The following is a 26,947-nucleotide window of genomic DNA, read 5'->3' on the forward strand; positions in this document are numbered from 1 at the left end:
CATTAAACTTTTATAAGCGGGGAGTGAATACTAGGGCCTTTTATGCTCTCCTCACTCCTCACTGAAGCAACATATTCTACGTAAAATCTTTAGTGCGTTTGATATATAATTGTACAATGTCCATTGTCCATTGTACATTAATAAACGGAGGTGTACGAATGACAAATAAGCAATATACGTTTCAAGAGTTGTTGGATATTATGATATTACTTCGCAGTGAAAAGGGGTGCCCATGGGATCGAGAACAGACCCATGAGAGTTTAAAGAAGTACTTGATAGAAGAAACATATGAAGTACTGGAAGCCTTAGATTCTGGGGATAAACACAAGTTTGCGGATGAGCTGGGGGATTTGCTGCTGCAAATTGTCTTTCATGCGCAGATTGGCAAAGAAGAAGGCAGCTTTGATATAAATGACGTGGTATCCTTGGTGTGCCAGAAAATGATTGATAGGCATACCCATGTTTTTGGGCAAGCTAAGGCGGAGACTTCTGATGAAGTGTTGGATAATTGGGATGAGATTAAGAAAAAAGAAAAAGGTCTTCAAAATCATACCCAGGTCTTAAAAGATGTTTCTACATATTTGCCTGCATTGATGAGAAGCTATAAGGTTCAACAAAAAGCGGCGAAAGTGGGATTTGATTGGGATGACGTATCGGGTGCGCTGGACAAGGTACGGGAAGAGATAAATGAAGTAGAGCAGGTATATAAAACGGAAAATATGGGAAAAATTGAAGATGAGATAGGTGATCTTCTTTTTGCAGTAGTGAATGTTTCCAGATTTTTAAAAATACAGCCTGAATTAGCGCTTAGCGGTACTATAGAAAAATTTATCAGCAGGTTTGAGTATATTGAAAACAACTGTAGTAAATTTGACAAAAAAATGGAACAATTGACATTAAAAGAGATGGATATACTGTGGGAAGAGGCTAAAACACATAATTTATTGAAAAAAGTTAAAAACTATGAGTAAAAAAAGAAGGATTTTTTAAAGATATAGCGAATATGCTATATGTACAAAATTTTACAATAGGAGGAATACAGTGTGAATAAGGCGGAATTAGTAGCCAGTATGGCTGAAAAAAGTGGAATATCTAAGAAGGATGCAGAGAAAGTTTTAAATGCATTTATTGAAAGTGTTGAAGATGCACTTGTAAATGGTGACAAAGTACAGTTAGTTGGGTTCGGTTCCTTTGAAGTAAGACAAAGAGCTGAAAGAAAAGGAAGAAATCCTCAAACTAAGGAAGAAATCACTATCCCTGCTTCAAAGGTTCCGGTATTCAAAGTAGGAAAAGCCTTTAAAGATGCTGTTGGTGGTTGATTAAAAGCCAATAATGTTAATGTTTTCATATAATACTCATGAAAACACATAAAATCCTAACGTAAAGCTCCTATGTAGAATTAGACGTAGGAGTTTTTTTATTGGTCAAATAAATTAGCAGGTGCAAATGTTCTTGATGCTGTCATATAGGGGCATTGTTTATAAAATATCACTAATAATTTACAAAATAGAACAATTATTGACAAAGAAACCTTTTCCATATATTATATAAGAGTAAGTGATTACTTACGAGAATGGTACAGAATGGATATTAGTTCAGTGCGTAGAAAAGAAAGTCTTATTATTATGATAATTGAAATCATAGATGTGCTTGGTATTTAAGGCCTATCTACCAGAGAAATCGCTAGAAGACAAGATATCTCTGAGGCTGCAATATTTCGTCACTTCAAAAGTAAAAATGAATTATTATTGTTGGTATTAAAACACTTCTCATAGTTTGATATAGATATTTTTGAATCAGTGTAATTAAAAAAGTTAAATGCTAAAGAAGCGATTACATACCATAGTAGATCTTATACGGAGTATTACGAGAATTACCCGGCGATTATATCAATCGTACAAATATTCTATGTTTTAAAACGTGATACAGAACTTGTGTTTAAGGAGAGGACGCTTGCGACACTTGAAATGCTATTACGGGTTTTAAATTAGGTAAAAAAATAATGTGATTGGAGGGAATAAGTATTGAAGAAAGTACTCATTGTTGATGATGCCGCCTTTATGCGCTTGTCACTCAAAACAATTCTTGAGAAGAATGGCTATGAAATAGTAGGAGAAGCAGGAAATGGTAATGCGGCTGTTATTAAATACAAAGAATACCGGCCGGATATTGTAACAATGGATATAACAATGCCTGAAATGGACGGCATTGAAGCTTTAAAAGCTATAAGGCAGCATGATCCGAAAGCGAAAATCGTCATGATTACTACTATGGGACAGGAAACAAGAGTAATGGAAGCAGTTATAAGTGGTGCTAAATCCTTCATAGTAAAACCTTTTAAAGAACAACATGTGATACAAACTCTTCAAAAGTTGCTGTCAGTATAATAAGCATAAATGCCAGAGGGGGCGATGGAAATGTCAGCCCAATACATACATGAACCAATGCTTGATATGTTTATAAAGGAGGTAATGACGATGAAATGGTTTAGTAACTTGAAGATAAAAACTAAATTAGTGTCTTGCTTTATAATAGTAGCTCTCCTAACAGGTAGTGTAGGCAGTATTGGTATCGCAAATATGAATATGTTCAATCAACGTGGAGAAGACATGTATAATAATAATTTTTTACCGGCACAAGATTTAGCTAAAATTCAGAAAGCATTACTTATAATACGCTCCAGTTATTTTTTAATGTTGTATGAAAAGGATATGTCGAAATTTCAAGAACGTATAGATGAAATTGATAAGTTAGTTGCAGAAGATAACGAGATACTTGCCAATTATGAAAAAAATATAAAATCAGCTGAAGAACAGAATTTATTAGATACGTTAAAAGCAAGTCTGACAGTATACAGGGCAATCCGTACAGAGCATATTGGTATGATTGAGCAAGGAAAATTTGCAGAAGCTGAAGAAAACATCACAGAATTTGCACAGGCAAGGGAACAGGTTGATACGGATGTCCAAAATCTAATAGACTTTAACAAAAAGACTGCAGAAGCCAACGCAGAACAAAATAAAGAAGATTTTCAAAGCCAGTCTCTAACCATGATTGTAATTATTGCTATCAGTATTATCCTTGCTATAGGACTAGGCCTAGTGCTGGCCAATATCATCAGTAATCCTCTTAATCAGCTCGTTGAGGTTGCTAACAAGATTGCAGAAGGTGACCTTAATGTTATGATTGATGTAGATGCCAAAGATGAGGTAGGTACTTTGGCAACAGCATTCAGAACCATGACTGATAATATAAATGATGTAATGACTAATATTAATTTTTCATCGGAGCAGGTAGCTGCAGGTTCACAACAGGTATCAGGCTCCAGTATGATGTTGTCCCAAGGAGCTACCGAACAGGCGAGTTCAATTGAAGAATTAACAGCTTCTATTGAAGAAATTTCCTCTCAGACAAGAGAAAATGCTCAAAATGCAAATGAGGTGAATAGCGTTGCTGAGATCGCTAGAGCCAATGCTAATCAGGGTAATGCGCAAATGCAAGAAATGCTAAAGGCTATCGAAGAAATCAACGATGCTTCCGCTAATATTTCTAAAGTTATAAAAGTAATTGATGAAATTGCATTCCAGACCAATATCCTTGCATTGAACGCCGCAGTTGAGGCTGCGCGAGCAGGTCAGCATGGAAAGGGCTTTGCAGTGGTTGCAGAAGAAGTAAGAAATCTTGCTGCACGTTCAGCAAACGCTGCTAAAGAGACAACAGATATGATTGAAGGTTCAATAAAGAAGGCAGAAGGTGGTACGAAGATAGCAAGAGATACTGCTGAAGCTCTCAATAAAATCGTCAACGGTATTGAAAAGGTAGCCAACTTTGTAAATGATATTGCAGTTGCTTCTAATGAGCAAGCCGCAGCTATCGGACAGGTCAATCAAGGAATCATGCAGATATCCCAGGTTGTCCAAGCTAACTCGGCAACTTCCGAAGAAAGTGCTGCTGCAAGTGAAGAACTTTCAAGCCAGGCCGTACTCTTAAAAGAAATGGTCGGCAAATTTAAATTGAGACAAAATATTAAAACTTATCGTAAGTTGGATGAGTTAAACCCGGAAGTATTACAAATGCTTCAGCATATGACTGAAAAGCGAAAAGTGAATTTTAGCCTCATAGAAGAGGCTCATGCTGAGACTGCTGCTTCAAAGCCTAAGATTGCATTGAGTGATAAAGAGTTTGGCAAGTACTAATCAAGACTATATAAAAAAAGCTCAAATATAAATTTGGAACTTAGTGTTTAAAAGAGGAGGATATATCGATATATAGATAGTCAAATTAAAAGTTATAATAAATACTTGAAATAATAATAAATATGCGATAGGCTATGTTTTGAGCATATTTAACAGGAAAAGTTTAAAGGATGCAGTTGGTAAATAACAAGTATGTTTCTAAAAAATCAGGCTGAGATCTGATTTTTTATATATATCCCCAAAGTGGTATAATATATTTTAAAGAAGTATTTCTCGCGTAGAATCTTTAGTGCGCTATATAAGTAATTCACTTAAGGAGAGTAATATAATGCGTTTAGATAAGTTTTTAAAGAATTCCCGGTTAATAAAGAGAAGAACCATTGCAAATGAAGCATGTGACCAGGGGAGAGTAAAAATCAATCAAAAAATAGCAAAGGCGGGAGCAGAAGTGAAAGTAGGAGATATGATAGAGATACAGTTTGGTGAGAAGTTGGTTAAAGTAGAAGTACTGAATATATCCGAGCATGTACCAAAAGGGGATGCGGTAGGACTGTATAGGATAGTAGACAATATTTAAATGTACAATGGACAATGTACAATGGACAATTTATGTTATGAGATAGTGCTGGAATAGGGTGCTATCTTTTTTATTGCTATCATAGTCTCCCAAAAATACTGTGTGTTTTAAGAGAAAGAAGAATGGTGTACTGTCGCAGACCATCATTAGAGCTTGAATAAAGTTTATATATGGGGAAGAGTGAACACTTGCTGCAAATTAGATAAGCGTAATTCAGTAGTGCACGCTTTTTATTGTCCAATGTCCATTGTACATTGTCCATTATCAAAAGAGGTTGCTTGTCATATTTCCACTTGCCGCCGCATATGTATGTAGAGTAGTATTATAAGTGTGGAAAATGCGGATGAGGGAGGCAGCTATGATGGTTGAAGATAAAAAGACTGTAAAAGCAGGCACAAAAACGATGTCACAAAATTTGATTATGGAAAATAGAGAAAAGATAAGTGTTACGGGAGTATTGGATGTAGAAAGCTTTGATGAGGAAGGTATCATATTGCACACAGAGTTGGGTGTCCTTATTGTGAAGGGAGAAGAGCTCCATATTAATAAACTGGATGTAGAGAGTGGTGAATTGATCATTGAAGGGGAAATCAGCAGCTGTACATATACGGATCAAGATCATTCAAAATCCAGAGGGTTAGGTTTTCTGGGCAAGATGTTCAGGTGATTATTAGTGTGATATATTGAGGTGAGGTGCTTGGAAGTTTCTATAACAAATCAGGCATATGTTTTTTTGAGTTCTGTCGTAGGAGGTTTGGTTGTTGGCTTTGTTTTTGATATTTTTAGAATATTGCGGCGGGTTGTAAAAACGGCTAATTTTATTACTTATCTTGAGGACATATTATTTTGGATTTTAGTGACGATTATTATTTTTACGTTAGTATTTGTAACGAATAATGGTGAATTGCGTTGGTTTGAATTTTTAGGTGTAATTTTAGGTGTAATATTTTATAATTTACTGTTGAGTGCCTATATCATAGGCATTTCGGTATCAGTTATCAATGTTATAAAAAAAATCATTGTATTTATTGTAAAAGTGCTTTTGTTCCCATTTGCGATTATATATAAAATTTTTAGAAGACCATGCGCGATGCTCGGGCGATTTATAAGAAAAATACTTAAAAAACTCAGGAGAATATTTAAAAATTCTGTAGGCGAGGCTCTGGGAGCGTTTAAAAATATAAGAAAAGTACTAAAGAAAGTGTAAGTTGATAATGAATATGAAAATTTGGGATATCTTTGCAGGAGTTTTTTATTTTATGAAGAATATGTTATAGTGAAGAGTGAATAGTGAAAAGTGGTGTGTACAAATGAAAAACAATGGAACGAAATCTATAGTCAAGAAATTATTGATTTGTGTTTGTGCTGTATATGTAGTATATATATTGATACAGCAGCAGATTACGCTGAACGCTTATAGGGCGGAAGAAAAATATTATTTGCAAAAAATTAGCGAAGAGCAGGAGAAAACAAAGCGTTTAGAACGGCAAAAATTGTTGTATAGTACCGATATGTATATTGAGAAGATTGCCAGGGAAAAACTAGGCTTTGTAAAGCATGATGAAAAAGTATTTATTGACGTTACAAATCGGTAAATTTCTTGACAGGTGTAATAAACCAATATATAATTAGTTTAGGTAATGAAACGCATAGGCGTGGATAAACTAAAGGAGGAATTTTTTTAATATGCTGGTTGAGGTTGGAAAAGTAGTTGAGGGGAAAGTCACCGGTATTACGGGTTTTGGAGCTTTTGTTCAACTACCTGATGGAAAGACAGGCTTAGTTCACATTTCTGAAGTTGCTGTAGAGTATGTAAAGGATATTAAAAAGCATTTAAGAGAGAATCAAATGGTTAAGGTTAGGGTGCTGTCAGTAGATAAAGATGGTAAAATAAGTCTGTCCATTAAAAAAGCCGTTGAAAATGAATCCCATAAATCTAATAGGCCGAGTACATCTTCAAGTGCACCAGTAGATATTGATTGGTCGCGTAAAAGCCAGTTTGATAGTGCATCATTTGAAGATAAGCTATCTAAGTTTAAACAGGATAGTGATGAAAGAATGCAAGATCTTAAGAGAAGCATTGAATCAAAAAGAGGCGGAGGTTATAAGCGGTCTGCCAACATATTTTAATGACTATAGATTAAATAGATAAATAAGTACCGGGGTGAATAACCTCGGTTTTATTATGCTCTTAGTGAGCTTGTTTTAATATGAAAAGAAACTGTTAAAAATTTCTTTAAAAAAAGTGTTGACAAATGGGTCGAAACGATGTAAAATGATATTTGTCGCTGGACGACAGAGTTAGTAAATACAGTAATATAGAGCACTTTAACGTGCCGGAGTGGCGGAACTGGCAGACGCACAGGACTTAAAATCCTGCGGTCCTAAAAGATCGTACCGGTTCGATTCCGGTCTCCGGCACCATTAAAACTTTATATTTCAATATCGCGGGATGGAGCAGTCCGGTAGCTCGTCGGGCTCATAACCCGAAGGTCGGTGGTTCAAATCCGCCTCCCGCAACCAAGTAAAAAAGCGCTACAGCTAGCTGTAGCGCTTTTGCTTTTTTATCCATTGCAAAGAATCGGGCAGGATTGAATAGTTTGATAATTTTATTTTTATATGATATGCTAAATGTAAAGACAAAATATTAAGGTGTTGAATAATGAAGGAAATTGCGTTGATTCTATTATTACAATTGATTTATGTACCGATTTTTACACTCAGGACTATCTTTCTGGTAAAGGGTATGAGTGTTACAGCCTCTTTTTTAGGCTTTATGGAGGCACTGGTATATGTTTTTGGATTGTCACTCGTTTTTGGCGGAGATAAGAGTGACATAGCATTAGTGGTATATGCTGTGGGATTTGGTATAGGGATATTTATCGGAGGTCTGATAGAAAGGAAATTAGCTATTGGTTATACCACGTTTATTGTTAATTTAATGAATAATAATCAAGAACTTATTGCTTTTTTGAGGAACGAAGGGTTTGGAGTTACTGTCTATGAAGGTCAAGGAAGAGACAGTAAACGGTATCGATTGGAGATCCTAACAAAGCGCAGCAGGGAAGAAGAGCTGTTGAACCATATTGAAGGCTATGAGCCTAAAGCTTTTATCATTTCTTATGAGCCAAGAAAATTCAGAGGTGGATTTTTGATTAAGGACATGAAGAAGAGAATGAAAAATAGAAAATAACAGAACAAATGGATGAATTTAACAAAAAAATAATTAGAAAATAAAAAAATAAAAAAAAATTAAATTTCTTCTTGACTTTTTCACTTATTTATATTAAAATTCAATATGTCGCTTGTGAGAGCGGACTGCTGAAAAGAGACATAAAGTTATATACCATAATTTGATACTTTATTTTTTGAGTTGATTATGGTAGAATAAATGATGTTGTGACTTCAGTAAACAATTTGGCGGCATAGCTCAGTTGGCTAGAGCATACGGTTCATACCCGTAGTGTCGATGGTTCAAATCCGTCTGCCGCTACCATCAACCGGCCCATTGGTCAAGCGGTTAAGACACCGCCCTTTCACGGCGGTAACAGGGGTTCGAGTCCCCTATGGGTCACCATTTACTTGGGCGCATAGCTCAGCTGGGAGAGCATCTGCCTTACAAGCAGAGGGTCATAGGTTCGAGCCCTATTGTGCCCACCAAGTATTTAACAAGTAAAAAGCATCACTTGTTTGTAGATTGAATTCTATAGAGCAGGTGGTGTTTTTTCGTGTTTAGCGATTTGTATCACAAGGGAAGACAAACAGTTTGTTAAACAAAACTGTGGAGGAAAGATTATCAATATTGCTTCAATGCTTTCCTATAAAGAACCATGTCAATAAATGGAAACAACTACCAAATATTAGTAAATAGTGTCAACGTCTTTTTTGTTTTACCAGCCTGAAGTGACAATTATTTTATGGGACATGCTGTATAATAATGCTTGCATTCATATAGCGGTTATCTTTATATACCAAAGATAAATCCAATAGAAAAATAAACGGGGGTTGGTAGTAATGGAAAGAACAGAGTTATATCCTTATCAAAGGTTAAATAATAAAAAAGAGATGAATGGTAAAAACAAGGGATTGTTTAAGAACATCTTTTCTTTACGAGATATTATTATTGACATTGCAGCTTTTATGTTAGGGCGTGCAACCATATTATCCGGGCTAGCGCCATTTGGCCTTCCTTTTTATGCGGTAACCTTTACGGGAGACATAAGCACTCTTGTTATTGGATCGAGCATTTCAATCGGTCTCATGACCGTAGGGATAGGCTGGATGTCTATAAAATATATGGTTGCGATGGCTGTATTCACTGTATTTAGTTTGTTGAATAAAAGCACTGTGTTCAAACGCACCTTTTTTACTGCGATGCTCGCTTCTACAAGTCTCATGATTGCAGGGATACCCTCTGTTATGACTAATGGTTTCTTATTATATGATACGCTTATGCTGGTATTCGAATCATTTATCTGTTTTGTAATGGTATATATATTTAGAGTGGGGATTCCTATATTGAAACAACGGGTAGATAGAAGGATTTTAGCTAATGAAGAAATTATAAGCCTTTCTATTTTGATGGGGTTAATAATCCTTGGGTTTACTGATGTGCATTTTTGGGGCGGGATATCTTTGAGAGATACACTCTGTATCTTTGTGCTTTTAATCTTTAGTTTAAAACATGGGGCAGGCGTTGCTGCTTCTACAGGAGTGACGATAGGATTGATTAACAGCATGTCTTCACCCAGTATGGCTTATGTCATAGGAAGCTATGCGTTTTGCGGTTTGATTGCCGGGATATTCAAAACTTTTGGAAAAGTAGGTGTAAGCCTGGGATTCATTCTTGCTAACGCGATTATGACTATTTATATTAATGGATCTACAGAGGTGTTAATCAATATTTATGATATTTTTGTCGCCATTGCAGTAATGAGTATTATGCCGCAGAGGATATTAGACTATGTAGGAGGATTTTTAGATAAGAGTACCAATAGATTAGTTGAAAGAAAAGCATATAGTCACCGGGTTAAGGAAATTACTGTGGACAAGCTGAATAGTATATCCAAATCCTTTGAGCAGCTTGCTAATACATTCAGCAGCATTGCTGAGCAAAAAAGACCGTTAAATAATAGGGATGTTTCGGTTCTTTTCGACCAAGTGGCTGACCGGGTATGTAAAGACTGTGGGTTGTGTCTGAATTGTTGGGAAAGAGAATTTCATAATACGTATCAAGTAATGTTTAAAATACTAGAAAAGCTGGAGGAGAAGGGAAATATCACTCAGAGGGATGTACCTGACTATTTTTCCGGGCGTTGTATAAGGTTAGATGAGTTTGTTCATTCCATTAATACTATGTTTGAAATCTATAAGGTGAACCTTATTTGGGCCAATAAAGTGGGGGAAAGCAGAGGTTTGGTTTCCCAACAGCTTCAAGGGGTATCCAGAATCATCTCGGGGTTGGCAAATGAAATTACCATTGACTTGCAGTTTGATGAAGAGATGGAAAATGAGGTGATGATTGAGCTGGATAAAGTGGGTGTTCCTGTAAAAGAAGTGACAGTGATGCAGAATGTAAGCGGTAAATATGAAGTCGAAGTATCCCTAAAGGCATGCGGAGGAACCCGAAGATGCCATAATAATGTCCCGCCTGTTTTAACGAAAGTATTAGGGCGGAAAATGATTAAAAAGGATCAGATATGCAGCATGAAAAGAGGGGATACTCTTTGTGCAATCAAATATATTGAAGAGGAATTGTATCGTATATCAACGGGGATCTCCAGATTAAAAAAAGCCGGTCAAGCTGAGTGCGGTGATAATTATTCTTTTATGGAATTAAGTGATGGCAAACATGTATTGGCGCTTAGTGACGGAATGGGAAGCGGAAGAAAGGCATCCAGGGAGAGTAGCGCCACCATTGCATTACTTGAACAGTTCTTGGATTCGGGTTTTGATAAGGATACGGCGGTGAAGCTGATTAATTCGGTACTGGTTTTAAAGTCGCCGGATGAATCTTTTGCGACCATAGATTTATCGGTGGTAGACCTGTACACAGGGCATGTCGAATTTGTTAAAATTGGTGCTGCGTCAACGTTTATTAAGAAACCGAATAGAATAGAAGTGATAAGATCTACGTCCTTGCCTGTCGGGATACTTAACCATATTGATATGGAATTATCCAGCAAAACGGTATCGGAAGGAGACTATATTGTGATGATGTCCGATGGTGTGCTGGATTCAAAAGAAGAAGATGTGAGTAAAGAAACGTGGGTAAAAGACGCACTACTGAATATTGAATCAACAAACCCGCAGGAAATCGCGGATGGAATCATGAATATAGCTGTTGAAAATAGGGGGAACAAGATCGATGACGATATGACGGTATTAGTCGCTAAGGTATGGAAAAAAAATAAGGTATAATATGTATAGAATAGCATAAACATGTACAAAATACCATTATGTATTTATATAATGAAATGCGGAGGTAGATTATGTTACATGAGAATGCTAGACAAGTTGTCGTTATCAAAGATATAAATTCCAATATTATTGAAGAAGCCATTTTAGTGCTCAAGAGCAACGCAGATGTGACCCGGCACAAAAAAAGGTTGCCGGGAGTCGGAAATGATCCGCGAAATAGTGATAATATCATAAAAGAAGCACAAAATATCATTGATAATTACATAAAACAGTATTCTGCAGGATATGAATACATTACCTCTGCTTCAAAGACATCTAATGTGAAGAAGTCTCAAGCAAAGAAGAGGAAGGTTCCTATAGGTACCCTTCTTAATGTTTCATTGGTTGTTTCTATTGCATTGCTTCTATATTTGCTATCGAGGGCATTTTGATATAAATCTTTTTTAAAGATAGCCGGACCTCCGGTTGTCTTCTTTTTTTATTATAAAGAAGCCACTATATTAATGTGTTGCATAGCTGTCGAAACGTCTTTTCAAAGCGTTCGTTATCTTCTTGTGTTCTTTTGCGGGGATTACCGGTTTTACCGCCTGCACGGCGTACTTTTTGAGAAAGATGTCTCTCGAAAAGAAGGCTATCTATATTTTCGTTTGTATAGATGAGGCCGTTTTGGTTTATACAGTGGGCTTGTTTTGCAAGAGCCATGGCGGCAACACCATAATCTTGAGTGATAATAATGTCATTTTTTTGTGTCTGGTTGATCAGTGCGATATCTACCGAATCTCGTCCTTTGTCAACGGTGGTCACTTCAGAATAGCCGTCATTTAAGGAATGGCTGGTGTCTATGAACATGAGTACACGTAAATTCAACTGTTTTGCAACACGTACAATAATATCTTTAACAGGACATGCATCGGCATCTACTAGAATCTTCATCATTTATTTCCTCCAAAATAACTTAAAAAGCGTTTTTATATAAATTATACTTTTATTAGGTATAGTATTCAAGGATTTTCACAAGATAACAGAAGTAAGAACATAATATCTTAGGTAAATATTGCAAAATGTATACTAATGCAATATACTATACTTGAAGTAGGCCTATATGAGGCGGATTTATGTAGTTCTATATTATACAATTTAAATAGGAGGTACACATATGGGTAAGAAAATTGGATTTATAGGATTGGGAATCATGGGAAAACCCATGGCTAAAAACCTGTTGAAGGCAGGTTACTCGTTGGTGGTATTTGATATCAATGCTGATGCGGTGAATGAAGTTGTAGCCGCTGGCGCTGAAAAAGGCGATTCTATTAAAGATGTGGCTCAAAAGAGTGAAATAATTATAACCATGCTGCCTAATTCACCACATGTAAAGCAAGTGGTATTAGGAGAGAATGGAGTTTTGGAAGGAGCTAACCCAGGGGCGATTTTAGTTGATATGAGTTCTATCGCGCCTTTGGTTTCAAAAGAAGTATCTGATGCGGTTAAGAAAAAGGATATCGTGATGATAGATGCGCCGGTAAGTGGGGGAGAACCTAAAGCAATTGATGGCACATTATCTATTATGGTAGGCGGACCGGCAGATGCTTTTGAGCAAGTAAAAGACATACTGGAAGTAATGGGCGGCTCGGTAGTCAGAGTTGGAGAAATCGGAAGCGGTAATACTACTAAGCTTGCAAATCAGATTATCGTGGCGTTGAACATTGCAGCGATGTCTGAGGCGATGGTACTAGCTACCAAGGCCGGTGTGGATCCTGAAAGCGTATACCAGGCGATTCGTGGCGGATTAGCAGGAAGTACGGTTCTGGATGCTAAGGTTCCGTTGGTGTTGGATAGAAATTTCAAACCTGGATTTAGAATCGAATTACATATTAAAGATCTTATGAATGCTATAGATACAGGACATGAAGTAGGAGTGCCGCTGCCATTAACTACTCAGATCATGGAGATCATGCAAGCACTTAAAGTGGATGGTAAAGCTAAAGATGATCATGGCGGTGTTGTTCAGTTCTATGAAAAATTAGCTCAAATAGAAGTTAAAAGAAGTAGTAAATAGTAGTAAGTAATATAATTTTGTTCACGGCTTACAGTTTGTATTAAGAACTGTAGGCCGTGAACTTTTTCATAATCTCCCCACTATCCACTCCCCACTAAAGCAATATATCCCATTTAAAATCTCTGTGTATTTAATCTAGTGAAAAAAATATCAATTCATTTCATGTTTTACATATGAAACAAACATGTATCGATTATGAAACAATTCATGATATCATGCTGTGCGAATAGTTTGCATCTTGATTTTATTTTATTATATATCATTTAAAGGCAGTAGCTCATAAACACTTATTTGTTTGTGGTTCATTGTTTTTTTCTAATTATTGAGTATTATAATAAAAAATGGCATAATTCTTGCAAATATTAAATTGCGTAACTCATTAATAAAAAGATTATGAGGAGGATGTTCAATGAAAAAGTATCAAAAAGTTTTTGCACTTGCGTTAGCTATGCTGATGCTTATCTCTGTATTTGCGGTAGGATGCGCAAAGAAAGAAGAGCCGAAACCTGCAGCAGAAACAAAACAGGAAGATGTTAAAAAAGAAGAACCGAAAGCTGCTGAACCGAAGAAAGAAGAAGTGAAATATCCGACTAAACCTATCCAGGTTATAGTGCCTGCCGGAGCTGGCGGAGATACTGATTTTAATGCCAGAATACTAGGGAAAGCCCTTGAGAAAGAAATTGGTCAGCCTATTGTAATTGTTAATGTAAATGGTGCCGGCGGATCTCTAGGTTCAAAGAAAGTAAAAGATTCCGATCCGGACGGATATAATGTATTGTTCTTCCATCCGGGGATGTTGTTGAATAAAATGTTAGGCCTTACAGAGTTTACGTTCTCTGACCTTGAAGTAGCTGCCATCGCGGTTTTAGATGATACTAACGTATTTGCTGTAAATGCGGAAGCGCCATATAATAACTTACAAGAATTCGTAGAAGCGGCTAAAAAAGAGCCTAAAAAATATAAATTCGCTACAGAAGTAGGTTCTTTCACTCACTTGCAGTCATTGGCATTCCAAAAAGCGGCAGATGTTGAGCTGAATATTGTTGATGTTGGCGGCGCTGCTCAAAAGACAGCTGCATTGCTTGGAAAACAAATCGATGTCATCGGAACACAGTATGGTTTAATCAAAGACCATATTACATCCGGTAAATTCAAAGTGTTAGGTGTTATGTCCGAAGAGAAAAACCCGTTGATGCCGGAAGTTCCGACATTTAAAGAACAAGGATATGATGTAGCCTTTACGAAATACTTCTTCTATGCGTTCCCGAAAGGAACTCCTAAAGAAATCGTAGAAAAGTTCTCTAAAGCAGTTGAAAATGTTGTTAAGAATGATACTGAATATCAGCAAGCTGCAAAAAACTTCTTAGTATCACCAACTTATATGGCGCCGGAAGAAGCTATTAAGTATTTGAAAGATAAAGAAGCTTTCTATGATACATTTAAAGAAACGATTATGTCTCAAAAGAAATAATCATATTTAAAAATAAAAGCAGGAATTTTGGTTCCTGCTTTTATTTTTTTGCATTTTTCCTGCCGTATTTCTCATTATTCATGTGCGCTTTCAACAAACTTCTATTTATTCTATTAACCCTATAAGTTAACTTGATAGATTTTGTTTAAAATATGAAAAAATGTTTCAATGATGTAACATTAATGGTATAATGTATATAAAATTAGTCAAATAGAACTTGTGAGGGATAGCAGATGATAAAGATCACGGCGATAGCACCGTATCAGGAGTTTGGAGATCTATTTAGGGATATGTTTGAAAAACATGAACAGTATATGCATAAAACCGACTATGAAGCTAATGAAGAAAGCGAATATGAGCTGGAAGTAATCGTTGCAACTGCGGATAATGCTATTAATAAAGTAAGCGTAGATTCCGATGTGATTGTAGCAAGAGGTGCAACAGCAACGATATTGAGGAATAAAAACTGCCAGATACCTATAGTTGAAATCCCAATACCCGGACATGATATTGTTCGTGCCCTGTATGAGTGTAAAGTGAAGTATGGTAATAAAAAAATCGGTGCTATAGGCACTGTGAATATGGTTATGGGTGTTGAAGATTTTTCCGATATATTAGGGTTGGATATTAAGTCCTATATTTTTACCGATCATGATGGTATTATTGACACGATAAATTTAGCAGTAAAAGAAGGCGTGGAAATCATCATGGGAGGGATTAATACATGTATATTTGCAGAGAAATTGGGACCTAAGGCTATACTGCTTAAATCGGGCCCGGAAGCCATATTGTATGCCATCTCGGAAGCTAAAAGAGTAGCGAATATCAGCAGGAGAGAGCAAGAAAAAGCCCTGCGTTTTAAGACGATATTGGACTACGCCTATGAGGGTGTTATTGCTATTGATGATAGTAATATAATATCTGTGTTTAACGCTTCTGCGGAAAAGATATTTAGCGTTCAAGCGCAAGCAGCCATCGGTAGGTGCGTAAATGATATACTGCCAAAATCCAAATTCAGAGATTTGATCAATACCTATAAGGAATATATTGGTGAGATCGTCAGGCATAATAATGTTCAATTGGCTGTAAATAGGGTTCCCATCATGCTTAAGGGAGAAAAAGTAGGAGCCGTAATTACGTTTCAAGATGTAACAAGAATCCAAGAAATAGAGGGAAAGATTAGAGAAAAGATCTATACACGGGGGCATGTAGCGAAGCATACTTTTGATGATATCATTGGCCGGAGCAGCAAACTGAATGAAGCAATACAAACTGCCAAAAGATTCAGCCAAGTGGACTCTAATATTCTAATTGTGGGTGAGACCGGCACAGGAAAAGAACTATTCGCTCAGAGTATCCATAACTATAGTCCGAGAGCCCAGGGGCCGTTTGTGGCAGTAAACTGTGCTGCGCTTCCGGAAAATTTGCTGGAAAGTGAGTTGTTTGGGTATGTAGAAGGTGCTTTTACAGGTGCCGCTAAAGGCGGAAAACCCGGGCTGTTCGAGTTAGCGCACCGGGGAACTATCTTTTTGGACGAGATTTCCGAAATATCTTTAAAGCTTCAAGGCCGTTTGCTGAGGGTTTTACAAGAAAAAGAGATTATGCGTCTTGGACATGATAGGGTTATTCCGGTAGATGTACGAATTATTGCCGCAACCAATAAAGATTTATATACATTTTCGCAAAAAGGAGAATTTAGAGAAGACTTATATTATAGGCTGGATATACTGAAAATTAATTTGCCTGCACTAAAGGAAAGGAAAGAGGATATACCACTTATAGCAGATAGTTTGGTGAAAAAATATGGAGATCAATTCAAAAAAACGGATATGGTAGTGTCGGAAAGTGCAAAAAAGATGATGCGGGAGTATAACTGGTCGGGAAATATCAGAGAGCTAAGCAATATCTGTGAAAGACTGGTAGTATTAAGTCGAAGTAATATTATAGATGTAGATGAGGTTAAAGCTGTTCTACCCAACAGAATGAGTGTGAAGCTGACGGTAGAAGAGGAAAATGTGGTGAGTGACGCAACTCTTTCGAATAATCATTATATTCAGGAAATGAAAGAATTTGAAAAAGATAGAATTAAAGACGCGCTTGCCAAGGTCAGATATAATAAGAATAAGGCTGCGGAGCTTTTAGGTGTTAGCAGAACAACTTTATGGAGAAAAATGAAAGAATTGAATATTCGCTAGGAAAATAGTGGGGTTTTATTCTGTATTTGTGGGTATGTGTGGAATTGTGTTTCAAAACGGTTTCGGGAATGAAACGTTTTGAAACGAAAACGACGCAAATGAAATATTGGAATGGTTTAATAAATTACCAAGGTTCATCACTAATTATTTCTTTTAATAGAAATAATATAGAAAAGGGTAATTTATTAAACCTTTTTTTATGTAATATGAAACTTGGCATAGATATTGCAAATAATAATTAGTGAATAATAAAAACTTACGTATGCTGCCAAAACATGATGCAATAAAAAGTTATTGGCGGGTAAAATAAAAAGGTATGGGTATACCTTAAAAAATAAGGAGGACTTAATATGAGTAATTTAAAAGAAAGATTGAAAAATGGGGAGTCTGTTGTTGGAACAATGGTGACAGTATTTGATAATCCGGATATTGTTAAAATGTTAAAAGTATGCGGATTTGATTTGTTTATTGTTGATTCCGAACACGGGTACATGGATTACAGCAAGGTAGCCGGACTATTCGCTGTAGCGAAATCAGCAGGTATTGCCGGTCTGGTAAGAATCCCGGAAGTAAAAAGAGAAGTTGTATTAAAATACATGGAAATGGGGGCCGATGGATTATTATTACCTAATACAGAAACCGTTGATCAGGCAAAAGCTTTGGTTGATTATTCAAAATATTACCCGATGGGCAATAGGGGTGTTTCCTTATTAAGAGGTCATACAGGATATGAAAAAGTGCCGAGTGCTGTGGAATATATGAACAAGGCCAATGATGAGACCATTTTGATGATACAAATCGAATCTCCAATCGGTGTGCAAAATGTTGGTGATATTCTAGATGTAGAAGGCATAGATGCGGCATTTATCGGACCTAACGATTTATCTCAAAGTATGGGAATCATGGGGCAGATGGATAATCCTGAATTTATAAAAGCAATTGAGAGTGTCATTACAGCGGCTAAGGAGAGAAATAAGTTCTCAGGGATCCATATGATGGCAACCGACGCATTGCAAAAGTGGATTGATAAAGGTATGACTTTGAACCTCTGGGCAAATGATGTTGTAATGCTGATGAATTCCGCCAGAGATGGATTGGCCAAGCTTAAGAAGTAATGAACAACTGGCTTTGACACTGGTTTTGGCAAGAAGATTTATTAGTTCACAGTTCATAATTCACGGTTCACAGAAAATCAATATGGGCGGATATGAGCCGTGAATTTAATATTTAGGAGGGTGTATTTAATGGCATATAAAGTATTAATACCGCAGGACATTACGGAAGCAGGAAAAGAGTACCTTCGTGAAAAAGGGTATGAGATTAAGATGGGTTCGGGCATAACGGTTGAAGCGATAAAACAGGATGTTGTAGATTGTGATGCAATACTCGCAAGAACAGCTCCATTTCCGGCGGAAGTTCTTGAAGCCGGAAAAAACCTTAAAGTAATTGGAAGACATGGGATCGGTGTAGACAATATTGATGTTGCACGTGCAGAAGAATTAGGAATTTGGGTCACCAATGCACCGCTATCTAATGCAAATTCAGTTGCGGAACATACGATAACCCTGATTCTCGCTTCGGCAAGAAACCTAGCCTATATTGATAAGGTGTTTAGAAATGGTGATTTTGAAATTAGAAACCGCTTAAAAGGTATGGACCTGGATGGAAAAACTTTAGGACTGGTGGGGCTAGGCAGAATTGGTACGATGGTAGCAAAGAAAGCGGCTTTGGGGCTGGGAATGAAAGTGATTGGCTATGACCCGTATATAACAAAAGATAAAGTAGCTCCGGAAATTGAATTTGTTGATAACATGGAAACCATATTCAAAAACGCTGATTTTGTCAGCTTGCATATGCCTGCTACAAAGGAGACAAAAGGCAGTATAGGTAAGAAATATTTTGAAATGATGAAATCATCCGCTTTTCTGATAAATTGTGCAAGAGGCGAGGTAGTAGACGAGCTGGAGTTGATTCAGGCATTAAAGGATAAAGCCATTGCCGGTGCTGCGCTAGATGTATTTGAACAAGAACCGCCTGAAAAAGATAATGCGCTGTTCGCATTGGATAATGTGATAGTGACACCGCATAATGCTGCATTGACGCAAGAATCTATGGATCGAATGGGATTGCACGCAGCCACAGGAATTGATGAAGTTCTTTCAGGTAAGAAGCCGAGCTGGCCTGTAAATAATCCTAAACTTTAATGTTCTGTGAGAGTGCATTAAGCAATGAATAAATAGGCAAAATAATATATGTTAATCACATATAATATTAATGATGAATGGTGAGATAAAATGGCCAAAATAATTGTAGATCCTCAAAAAGCTAAAGAATTTTGTATAGAAGCATTTGAAGTATTAGAGGTACCTTATAAAGACGCGGCAGTTGTAGCTGATAATCTTATTGAAGGAGAATTGAGAGGGCTAGGCTCCCATGGTCTTTCACGAATGAAATTCTACATTAATAAACTGGCGGCCGGAGGATTCAATCCTAAGCCTAATATAAAAATCGTACAAGACAGACCCTCTATGGTGGTCATGGATGCAGATAATTCCCTGGGTGCAGTGGCGGGTACCAAAGCGATGTCTATGTGCATAGAAAAAGCCAAGCATACCGGTGTAGCTTGTGCAGCTGTTCATAAGGGAAATCATTTCGGTATTGCAGCGTTTTATTCTATGATGGCATTAGAGCATAATATGATAGGATTTGCGTTATGTAACAGTGTTGCCAAAATGGCAGTATACGGGGGGATTGACCCTGTGCTTGGGACCAATCCTATCAGTATTGCCGTACCGGCCGGAAAAAAATATCCGTTGGTTTTTGATGCTGCCACCAGTGGTGTTGCATTAGGAAAAGTGATGGTAGCAGATATTGAAGGAAAAGCTATTCCGGAAGGATGGGCAATCGATAAGGCAGGAAATCCGACTACTGATGCAAAAGCGGCTCTTGAAGGCGCAATATTGCCTTTCGGAGGTTATAAAGGGTCCGGTTTGGCGATTATGGTGGACGTCTTTAGTGCAGTCCTAAGCGGTGCACAATTCGGTATGTATACCGGTGAATTGCGTGCGGATCCTGAAAAAGGACAAAATGTAGGCTTTTTCTTTGGAGCCATGGATATTTCTAGTTTTCAGGATGTAGATAATTTTAAAAGTAGAATTGATCAGTTGGTGAACGATCTTAAAGCTTCAAGAAAAGAGAAAGATGTTGAAGAGATCTATATGCCCGGTGAATTGGAATATCTTAAAAAAGAACAGTTAAGCAAAATAGGTTTTGAAATTGGTCCGGGTGTATTAAGAGACCTCATCAATATTAAAGAAAAGTTTAATTTGAAAAATGATCCGCGTAAATGGGAAAAGGTATAGAACATAGGGGGTTAGGTTATGAATTTTGTACCAAAGGGTATATTGCCTGCGATGGTTACTCCGCTGACCAAGGAAGGCAAAGTAAATGAAAAAGCGCTGAGAAAATTGGTGAACTATTTAATCGACGGCGGTATTCATGGGATTTTTGCCGCAGGTACGACAGGTGAATTTTATGGTTTGACAAAAGAAGAGCATAAAGAAGTGCTGCAGATTACTATAGATGAAGCGAAAGGAAGAGTACCTGTTTACGCAGGTGCGGCTGCCATTACTACCAAAGAATGTGTTGAACTGGCCAATATCGCTGAAGAGTGTGGGGCAGATGCCATATCGGTACTTACGCCATTCTTTATTACTCCAAATCAGGATCAGCTTTGTACGCATTATAAGACCATTGCAGATAATACGAAGCTGCCTGTTCTGCTATACAATAATCTGCCGAAAACAGGTGTGACCATTACGCCGGCAACTGCAGAAAAATTAGCGGATATTGATAACATTGTAGGTATTAAAGACAGCAGTGGAGATTTTACATTAACCGGAGAATATATAAGAAGAACGAGAGATAAGAACTTTTATGTTTTAGCCGGAAGAGATACATTGATTCATGCGGCGCTTTGTTACGGAGGAACCGGTTCAATCGCAGCATGCGCCAATGTGGCGCCAAGATTATGTGCAGATATATATGATAAATATGTGGCAGGTGATGTAAAAGGCTCATTAGAAGCCCAATATATGCTCGCGCCATTGAGAATCGGATTTGCACTAGGTACGTTTCCGACAGTGATAAAAGAATCTTTGGAACTGTTAGGTATTGAAGCGGGACCATGTATGGATCCGGTTGGACCTATGAGTACAGAAGAAAAAGAGCAGTTAAAGAAAGTGCTTATACAGATGGAACTTCTGAAGTAATCAACCGGATAAATCATGTAGTATATTACCAAATGATTGGTTAATACTATGAGATATATTTGGTGTATTTACTAAGTAAAACATGGTTGTTATAATACGGATGAAACATTATGTAAACAAGAGAAAAAGTTATTGGGAGGAGTCGCAATATGAAGAAATCAATGAAAATACTATCAGTGATGCTTGTTTTAGTTTTAAGTATGTCAGTGGTATTCACTGCGTGTACCACTAAGCCTGCAGAGCAACCGCCGAAGCAGGATGAGGCACCAAATCAAGATCAGGCAGGCAAAGACGATGTAAAATACCCAACAAAACCTATTCAGGTTGTAGTTCCTGCCGGAGCCGGTGGAGATACTGATTTCAATGCCAGAATCCTTGGAAAAGCCCTTGAGAAAGAAATTGGTCAACCTGTAGTCATTGTGAATGTAAACGGTGCCGGTGGATCTCTTGGTTCAAAAAAGGTAAAAGATTCCGATCCGGACGGATATAACGTATTGTTCTTCCATCCGGGAATGTTGTTGAATAAAATGTTAGGCCTTACAGAGTTTACGTTCTCTGATCTTGAAGTAGCTGCGATTGCGGTTTTAGACGATACTAACGTATTCGTTGTAAACGCTGAAGCTCCGTACAACAACTTGCAGGAATTCGTAGAAGCTGCTAAAAAAGAGCCTAAGAAATATAAATTCGCTACAGAGGTAGGATCTTTCACTCATTTGCAGTCATTGGCATTTGAAAAAGCTGCCGGTGTTGAATTGAATATCGTTGATGTTGGCGGCGCTGCTCAAAAGACAGCTGCATTACTTGGTAAACAAATCGATGTGATCGGAACACAGTACGGCTTGATTAAAGATCACATTACATCAGGTAAGTTCAAAGTGCTAGGTGTTATGTCCGAAGAAAAGAATCCGTTGATGCCGGAAGTGCCGACATTTAAAGAACAAGGATATGATGTAGCCTTTACAAAATATTTCTTCTATGCGTTCCCGAAAGGAACTCCTAAAGAAATCGTAGAAAAGTTCTCTAAAGCAGTTGAAAATGTTGTTAAAAATGATACTGAATATCAGCAAGCTGCAAAGAACTTCTTAGTATCACCAACTTATATGGCGCCGGAAGAAGCAATTAATTATTTAAAAGACAAAGAAGCTTTCTATGATACGTTTAAAGAAACCATTATGGCAGAAAAGAAACAGTAACCGTAGTATGGCAGGTATAGCGTAATAAATATACGAATTTGCCGTACCGCAAGTGGTTTGACCTTAGCGCATCTCTATAAGCAGTACCAATGGAGATGCGTAAGGTTATGTTTAGCAATACACTTATTGTTTATTAATTACTTTTGATAATATTATTGTTAGAAGAATACGAAATCTTTTATTTTATGATTTGACCTTGGTGATATAGGGAAAAAATTATCCAAAGGTTTTAGTGGTCTGGGAATATATAAAGGGTTTTAATGTGGTTTGCTAGTGCCGAATTAATTTAGGGGGAGGAGAGGAATTATGATTAAGAGGTATGGGGATATCATATCTGGTGCATTTATGTTGTTGGTAGCTGTAGGTATTTTTAGTGCTTCATTTAGCATCAAGATGTTAACGGTTTCCAGAATTGGAGCGGCGTTTATACCTCAACTTATTTCAGGCGGGATCGCACTGTTGAGTGTAATCATTATCATTAACAGCGTTAAAAAGCTTAAAATGGCAGGCGATGTGCAGGAAGATGAAGAACAAGAACCTATCAGAGGGTTTTCAGTTTTGGGAACTATCGCAATATTAATTCTTTATATTGCATTACTTGAAAGCATAGGATTTATTATTATGACTGCAGCATATCTATTTGCACAATTCACTATACTTGCCGATAAATCACAAAGAAAGCTGCCTATGTTCGCAATTATAGCTGTTGTCATAGCGGTAGCAGTATATTACCTGTTTGTAAGTGTATTCAGTCTAATGCTGCCACCAGGAATCTTAGGTTAAGGAGGGGTTACAATGTTTGAATTGTTCGTAGCGGGTTTTTCAGCAGTTTTTACCTTTAAAGCGATGCTTTTAATTACCATTGGTGTTGCGGTCGGAATTATTTTCGGTGCGATTCCAGGATTGACTGCGACCATGGCCGTTGCACTATGTTTGCCTATTACATTCGGTATGAGCCCGGTAGAAGGCATGTCATTGTTAATCGGGTTGTATATCGGTGGGGTTTCAGGAGGATTGATTTCCGCAATATTGTTAAAAATACCTGGAACACCTTCTTCAATTGCCACAACTTTTGATGGACATCCTATGGCCGCAAAGGGCCAAGCTGGAAAAGCATTGGGGACAGGAATTGTTTTCTCCTTCTTAGGCGGATTATTTAGTATATTGGCATTAATATTTATTGCACCGCCTTTAGCGGAGTTTGCACTGCAATTCGGACCTTTTGAATATTTTGCTATTGCTATTTTCTCTCTTACGATGATCTCCAGCTTATCCGGGAACTCTTTGGCAAAAGGATTACTTACCGGCTTTATAGGGATGGCATTAGCGACTATCGGTACGGCACCTATTGATGCGTATCCAAGATTTACTTTTGGGCTAGATGAACTATCCGCCGGTTTTGATCTTCTTCCTGTTTTGATCGGACTTTTTGCGATATCGGAAATATTAAAAACAGCAGAAACCAGCTTGGTATTAAAGAAAGATGAAATCAGAGATTATTCAATAAAAGGTTTTGGATTTACGATGAAGGAATTCATTGAGCAGCAGTGGAATTTTGTTAGATCCAGTTTGATTGGTACCGGAGTGGGTATCTTGCCGGGGATTGGGGGAGGTACTTCCAATATCATCGCTTATCTTACTGCAAAAAATCAATCAAAATATCCCGAGAAGTTTGGAACAGGGATTATAGACGGAATTGTTGCATCAGAGACTTCCAACAATGCATCTGTAGGTGGCGCGTTGATTCCTTTGTTAACATTAGGTATTCCGGGAGATACCGTTACAGCAATGCTGCTTGGAGGATTGATGATTCATGGGCTAACGCCGGGACCATTACTATTCCAAACAAGTGGTGAAATTGTATATGGTATATTTGCCGCACTTATCATTGCAAATGTAATGATGTTGATTATGGAGTTCTTTGGAATGAGATTATTTGTTAGACTTCTTAGCATTCCAAAGCATATATTATTACCGGTCATTATTTCTCTTTGCGTAGTTGGTTCCTTTGGACTCAATAATAGAGTATTTGATGTATGGTCATTGTTTCTCTTTGGTTTACTAGGCTATGTATTGGATAAGTTCAAATATCCTTTGCCGCCTATTATTCTCGGATTTATCCTTGGACCCATTGCGGAGACAAATCTGCGCAGAGGGTTGATGATGTCAAACGGCAGTTTTTTACCGTTTGTAACCAAGCCGATTGCAGCTATATTCCTCGCTATTGCAGTATTTTCTATTGTGATGTCGGTTAGAAAAAACATGAAAAATAGCAAGGAAAAGTTGCAAAATGCATAGCAACACCATATTGACTTTAGTCATCCACTAGCATTATTATATTATGGTCAAGGTACATTATGTACCTTGGCTTTTTTAACAGGTTACTATTAAAAAAGAAAGTTTGTGAGATATGATGGAATTCTATACCACAGTTGGCCAAGTTGTAGTACTCTTTATCTTACTGATGACAGGATTTATGGTCCGACGTTTAAATATAGTTGACGATTTATTCAGCAAAAATTTATCTAATTTTGTGTTCAATATCGTATTTCCTGCCATGATTATTTATTCTATGGATTTTCCATTCTCAAAAAAAGCGTTGATTGACGGCGGATGGTTGATTGTTATAAGTATTGGAATATTACTTTTCTCGGGTATTGTCTCTATCATTTCTGTAAAGCTTTTAAAAGCGGATACGTTATCTGAGAATATATTTCATTTTGGGCTATTGTTTTCTAATTTCAGCTTTATGGGTTTTCCGGTAATATCCGCTGTTTTTGGAGAAAAGGCAATTTTTTATACTTCCATATTTATAGTGCCTCTGCGGCTGGCCTTTAATACGATAGGTGTATTAATCATGCAGAGGGGGACAAGAGAAGATGTGAAAATCAGCGTAAAAAGCTTGATAAATCCACCCATTGTTGCTGTGGCAGCAGGTTTTATAATTTTTCTATTCTCAATACAACTTCCCAGTGCGGTCAATACATCTATAAAAATGGTTGCCGGTACAATGACACCGTTGGGACTGATGATTGTAGGATTGAACTTGGCGAATGCTAAATTTGCTGCAATGTTTTCGAATTATAAAGTTTATATAGTAAGTGTGATCCGCCTTATTGTGTTGCCGATATGCTTATTTGTAATTCTAAAAGCCTTCCAATTTGATTCTTTAATGATAGGTGTTCCTGTAATCATCACGGCAATGCCTATAGCCGCAAGTGCTTCCATATTAGCAGAAAAGTATGACGGAGATTCATATTTAGGCGCTCAGAGTGTATTTATTTCAACGCTGCTTTCTATAGTTACTATTCCTTTCATTGCACTGATAGTGACATAATAATAGGTTATTTATAACTAAAACTGTCGGAATGATCAAAATAAATTAAATGATCAAAATGAACAAATGCTTATAGAGTGTTGATAAAAAATACGCATAATATATAATTAAATTAGGGCCTATAATGAAAAGGTTTGACAAAAATGTAACAAAGGAAAAGGGGGATGCATTTTAATGTTAAAGAAAAAAGCATTGGCAGTAGGATTATCTGTTGTAATTGCTGCGGGATTATTTGCAGGATGTGCTCAGAAGAAGGAAGAGTCAAAACCGGTGGAAGAGAAGCCGGCGCAAACCGAAAATAAGACCGAGACAAAGGCACCTGAGGCTAAAGCAGAGGCTGGAAATTATAAAGACGGCATTTACTTTGCGCAGGAAGATAAGTTTGATGAAAAAACCGGTTGGAAATACGTAGCGACGCTTGAAGTAAAGGACGGTAAAATCGTAAAAGCGGATTGGAATGGCGCTCATGTGAAAGGTGGAGACGATAAAGATACCCAATCCAAAGATGGTAGATATGGTATGAAAGAAAAAGGAAAAGCACAGGCCGAGTGGCATGAACAGGCTGAAAAAGCTGAAGCATACTTAATAGAAACACAAGACCCTGCAAAGATCGAGTACAAAGATGAAGAAGGACACACTGATGCGATTTCCGGTGCTTCCATTCATGTAAAAGAATTCTTTGACTTGGCAAAAGCGGCATTAGACAAAGGTCCTGTAGGCAAAGGCGCATATAAAGATGGTGCTTATCATGCAGAGCAAAAAGACTTTGACGCTAAAACAGGTTGGAAATATACTGCTGATCTTACAGTGATCAATGGATACATCGTTGCAGCAGACTGGAATGGTGTTCATAAAGACGGCGGGGACGATAAAGATACCCAATCCAAAGACGGCAGATACGGTATGAAGGAAAAAGGAAAAGCACAGGCCGAGTGGCATGAGCAGGCTGAAAAGGCTGAAGCATACTTATTAGAAACACAAGACCCTACAAAGATCGAGTACAAAGATGAAGAAGGACACACCGATGCGATTTCCGGTGCTTCCATCCATGTGAAAGAGTTCTTTGATCTGGCACAGGAAGCATTGGCAAATGCGAAATAATAATCGATAAAATGTAAATATTTAAAAAAAGAAGACTGATCCGGATGATCGGTCTTCTTTTTTTGTACCAATAGGGTATAAAACCAATTTATATATTAAACAATAAGGATGATTATTAAATAAGTTGGGT

General features: G+C 37.3%; 25 protein-coding genes and 5 tRNA genes. 29 read left to right on the forward strand and 1 reads right to left on the reverse strand.

Features of this window, described 5'->3' with window-relative positions:
- Window positions 1-158 precede the first annotated feature (158 nt).
- The 17 genes from mazG (at window position 159) to QKW49_RS17550 (ending at window position 11,624) form a co-directional block, all read left to right on the forward strand.
- Window positions 159-971 carry a nucleoside triphosphate pyrophosphohydrolase gene (gene mazG / locus QKW49_RS17470; RefSeq protein WP_282863946.1) on the forward strand — a complete coding sequence of 271 codons (813 nt, stop codon included), beginning with the start codon at window positions 159-161 and terminating at the stop codon, window positions 969-971.
- 72 nt (window positions 972-1,043) lie between these two features.
- Window positions 1,044-1,319 (forward strand): HU family DNA-binding protein, encoded by a 276-nt coding sequence (locus QKW49_RS17475; RefSeq protein ID WP_282863947.1) that lies wholly within the window; start codon window positions 1,044-1,046, stop codon window positions 1,317-1,319.
- 705 nt (window positions 1,320-2,024) lie between these two features.
- Complete coding sequence (locus QKW49_RS17480) at window positions 2,025-2,387, forward strand: response regulator (RefSeq protein WP_282863948.1); 363 nt, start codon at window positions 2,025-2,027, stop codon at window positions 2,385-2,387.
- A 90-nt stretch (window positions 2,388-2,477) separates the two neighbouring features.
- Complete coding sequence (locus QKW49_RS17485; protein WP_282863949.1) at window positions 2,478-4,196, forward strand: methyl-accepting chemotaxis protein; 1,719 nt, start codon at window positions 2,478-2,480, stop codon at window positions 4,194-4,196.
- A 328-nt stretch (window positions 4,197-4,524) separates the two neighbouring features.
- Window positions 4,525-4,773 (forward strand): RNA-binding S4 domain-containing protein, encoded by a 249-nt coding sequence (locus QKW49_RS17490; RefSeq protein ID WP_282863950.1) that lies wholly within the window; start codon window positions 4,525-4,527, stop codon window positions 4,771-4,773.
- Between the two features lie 361 nt (window positions 4,774-5,134).
- A complete protein-coding gene (gene yabP, locus QKW49_RS17495) occupies window positions 5,135-5,440 on the forward strand; it encodes a sporulation protein YabP (RefSeq protein WP_282868169.1) in 306 nt (101 codons plus the stop codon).
- A 30-nt stretch (window positions 5,441-5,470) separates the two neighbouring features.
- Complete coding sequence (gene yabQ / locus QKW49_RS17500) at window positions 5,471-5,980, forward strand: spore cortex biosynthesis protein YabQ (protein WP_282863951.1); 510 nt, start codon at window positions 5,471-5,473, stop codon at window positions 5,978-5,980.
- Window positions 5,981-6,083: 103 nt separating this feature from the next.
- Window positions 6,084-6,368, forward strand: a complete 285-nt coding sequence (locus QKW49_RS17505) for a septum formation initiator family protein (protein WP_282863952.1) — start codon at window positions 6,084-6,086, stop codon at window positions 6,366-6,368.
- A gap of 91 nt (window positions 6,369-6,459) precedes the next feature.
- Complete coding sequence (locus tag QKW49_RS17510) at window positions 6,460-6,903, forward strand: S1 RNA-binding domain-containing protein (protein ID WP_282863953.1); 444 nt, start codon at window positions 6,460-6,462, stop codon at window positions 6,901-6,903.
- A gap of 205 nt (window positions 6,904-7,108) precedes the next feature.
- A tRNA-Leu gene (locus QKW49_RS17515) sits at window positions 7,109-7,197 on the forward strand.
- 22 nt (window positions 7,198-7,219) lie between these two features.
- Window positions 7,220-7,296 (forward strand) — tRNA-Met (locus tag QKW49_RS17520).
- Between the two features lie 139 nt (window positions 7,297-7,435).
- Window positions 7,436-7,966: a DUF2179 domain-containing protein gene (locus QKW49_RS17525; protein ID WP_282863954.1), complete on the forward strand. Its 531-nt coding sequence runs from the start codon at window positions 7,436-7,438 to the stop codon at window positions 7,964-7,966.
- A gap of 226 nt (window positions 7,967-8,192) precedes the next feature.
- A tRNA-Met gene (locus QKW49_RS17530) sits at window positions 8,193-8,269 on the forward strand.
- Between the two features lie 6 nt (window positions 8,270-8,275).
- Window positions 8,276-8,350: transfer RNA gene (locus tag QKW49_RS17535), tRNA-Glu, on the forward strand.
- Window positions 8,351-8,357: 7 nt separating this feature from the next.
- Window positions 8,358-8,433 (forward strand) — tRNA-Val (locus QKW49_RS17540).
- Between the two features lie 354 nt (window positions 8,434-8,787).
- Window positions 8,788-11,193, forward strand: coding sequence for a stage II sporulation protein E (gene spoIIE, locus QKW49_RS17545; protein ID WP_282863955.1), 2,406 nt, complete (start codon window positions 8,788-8,790; stop codon window positions 11,191-11,193).
- Between the two features lie 71 nt (window positions 11,194-11,264).
- Window positions 11,265-11,624, forward strand: coding sequence for a hypothetical protein (locus tag QKW49_RS17550; protein WP_282863956.1), 360 nt, complete (start codon window positions 11,265-11,267; stop codon window positions 11,622-11,624).
- A 64-nt stretch (window positions 11,625-11,688) separates the two neighbouring features.
- On the opposite strand, the gene QKW49_RS17555 is transcribed toward QKW49_RS17550, so the two are convergent.
- Entirely contained in the window at window positions 11,689-12,126 is a 438-nt protein-coding gene (locus QKW49_RS17555; protein WP_282868170.1) for a YaiI/YqxD family protein, read from the reverse strand.
- 223 nt (window positions 12,127-12,349) lie between these two features.
- Here QKW49_RS17555 and garR point away from each other — a divergent pair, with 223 nt between their 5' ends.
- From garR to QKW49_RS17615, 12 genes are all read left to right on the forward strand, one after another.
- Entirely contained in the window at window positions 12,350-13,249 is a 900-nt protein-coding gene (gene garR, locus QKW49_RS17560; protein WP_282863957.1) for a 2-hydroxy-3-oxopropionate reductase, read from the forward strand.
- Window positions 13,250-13,658: 409 nt separating this feature from the next.
- The gene (locus QKW49_RS17565) at window positions 13,659-14,720 is read left to right on the forward strand and encodes a tripartite tricarboxylate transporter substrate binding protein (RefSeq protein WP_282863958.1); all 1,062 of its coding nucleotides are present in this window, start codon (window positions 13,659-13,661) and stop codon (window positions 14,718-14,720) included.
- 233 nt (window positions 14,721-14,953) lie between these two features.
- Window positions 14,954-16,915 carry a sigma 54-interacting transcriptional regulator gene (locus QKW49_RS17570; RefSeq protein WP_282863959.1) on the forward strand — a complete coding sequence of 654 codons (1,962 nt, stop codon included), beginning with the start codon at window positions 14,954-14,956 and terminating at the stop codon, window positions 16,913-16,915.
- A 350-nt stretch (window positions 16,916-17,265) separates the two neighbouring features.
- Entirely contained in the window at window positions 17,266-18,030 is a 765-nt protein-coding gene (locus tag QKW49_RS17575; protein WP_282863960.1) for an aldolase/citrate lyase family protein, read from the forward strand.
- A 129-nt stretch (window positions 18,031-18,159) separates the two neighbouring features.
- On the forward strand, window positions 18,160-19,119 hold the full coding sequence (locus tag QKW49_RS17580) for a hydroxyacid dehydrogenase (protein WP_282863961.1): 960 nt from the start codon (window positions 18,160-18,162) through the stop codon (window positions 19,117-19,119).
- Window positions 19,120-19,209: 90 nt separating this feature from the next.
- Complete coding sequence (locus QKW49_RS17585; RefSeq protein ID WP_282863962.1) at window positions 19,210-20,277, forward strand: Ldh family oxidoreductase; 1,068 nt, start codon at window positions 19,210-19,212, stop codon at window positions 20,275-20,277.
- A gap of 18 nt (window positions 20,278-20,295) precedes the next feature.
- A complete protein-coding gene (dapA, locus tag QKW49_RS17590; RefSeq protein WP_282863963.1) occupies window positions 20,296-21,186 on the forward strand; it encodes a 4-hydroxy-tetrahydrodipicolinate synthase in 891 nt (296 codons plus the stop codon).
- 149 nt (window positions 21,187-21,335) lie between these two features.
- Entirely contained in the window at window positions 21,336-22,379 is a 1,044-nt protein-coding gene (locus QKW49_RS17595) for a tripartite tricarboxylate transporter substrate binding protein (RefSeq protein ID WP_282863964.1), read from the forward strand.
- 306 nt (window positions 22,380-22,685) lie between these two features.
- Complete coding sequence (locus QKW49_RS17600) at window positions 22,686-23,162, forward strand: tripartite tricarboxylate transporter TctB family protein (RefSeq protein WP_282863965.1); 477 nt, start codon at window positions 22,686-22,688, stop codon at window positions 23,160-23,162.
- Between the two features lie 12 nt (window positions 23,163-23,174).
- Complete coding sequence (locus QKW49_RS17605; protein ID WP_282863966.1) at window positions 23,175-24,677, forward strand: tripartite tricarboxylate transporter permease; 1,503 nt, start codon at window positions 23,175-23,177, stop codon at window positions 24,675-24,677.
- Between the two features lie 112 nt (window positions 24,678-24,789).
- Window positions 24,790-25,716: an AEC family transporter gene (locus QKW49_RS17610; RefSeq protein ID WP_282863967.1), complete on the forward strand. Its 927-nt coding sequence runs from the start codon at window positions 24,790-24,792 to the stop codon at window positions 25,714-25,716.
- Window positions 25,717-25,890: 174 nt separating this feature from the next.
- On the forward strand, window positions 25,891-26,817 hold the full coding sequence (locus QKW49_RS17615) for a hypothetical protein (protein WP_282863968.1): 927 nt from the start codon (window positions 25,891-25,893) through the stop codon (window positions 26,815-26,817).
- Window positions 26,818-26,947 lie beyond the last annotated feature (130 nt).

Origin of the sequence: Petroclostridium sp. X23, from assembly GCF_030013905.1 — a bacterium.
Classification (GTDB): domain Bacteria; phylum Bacillota; class Clostridia; order SK-Y3; family SK-Y3; genus X23.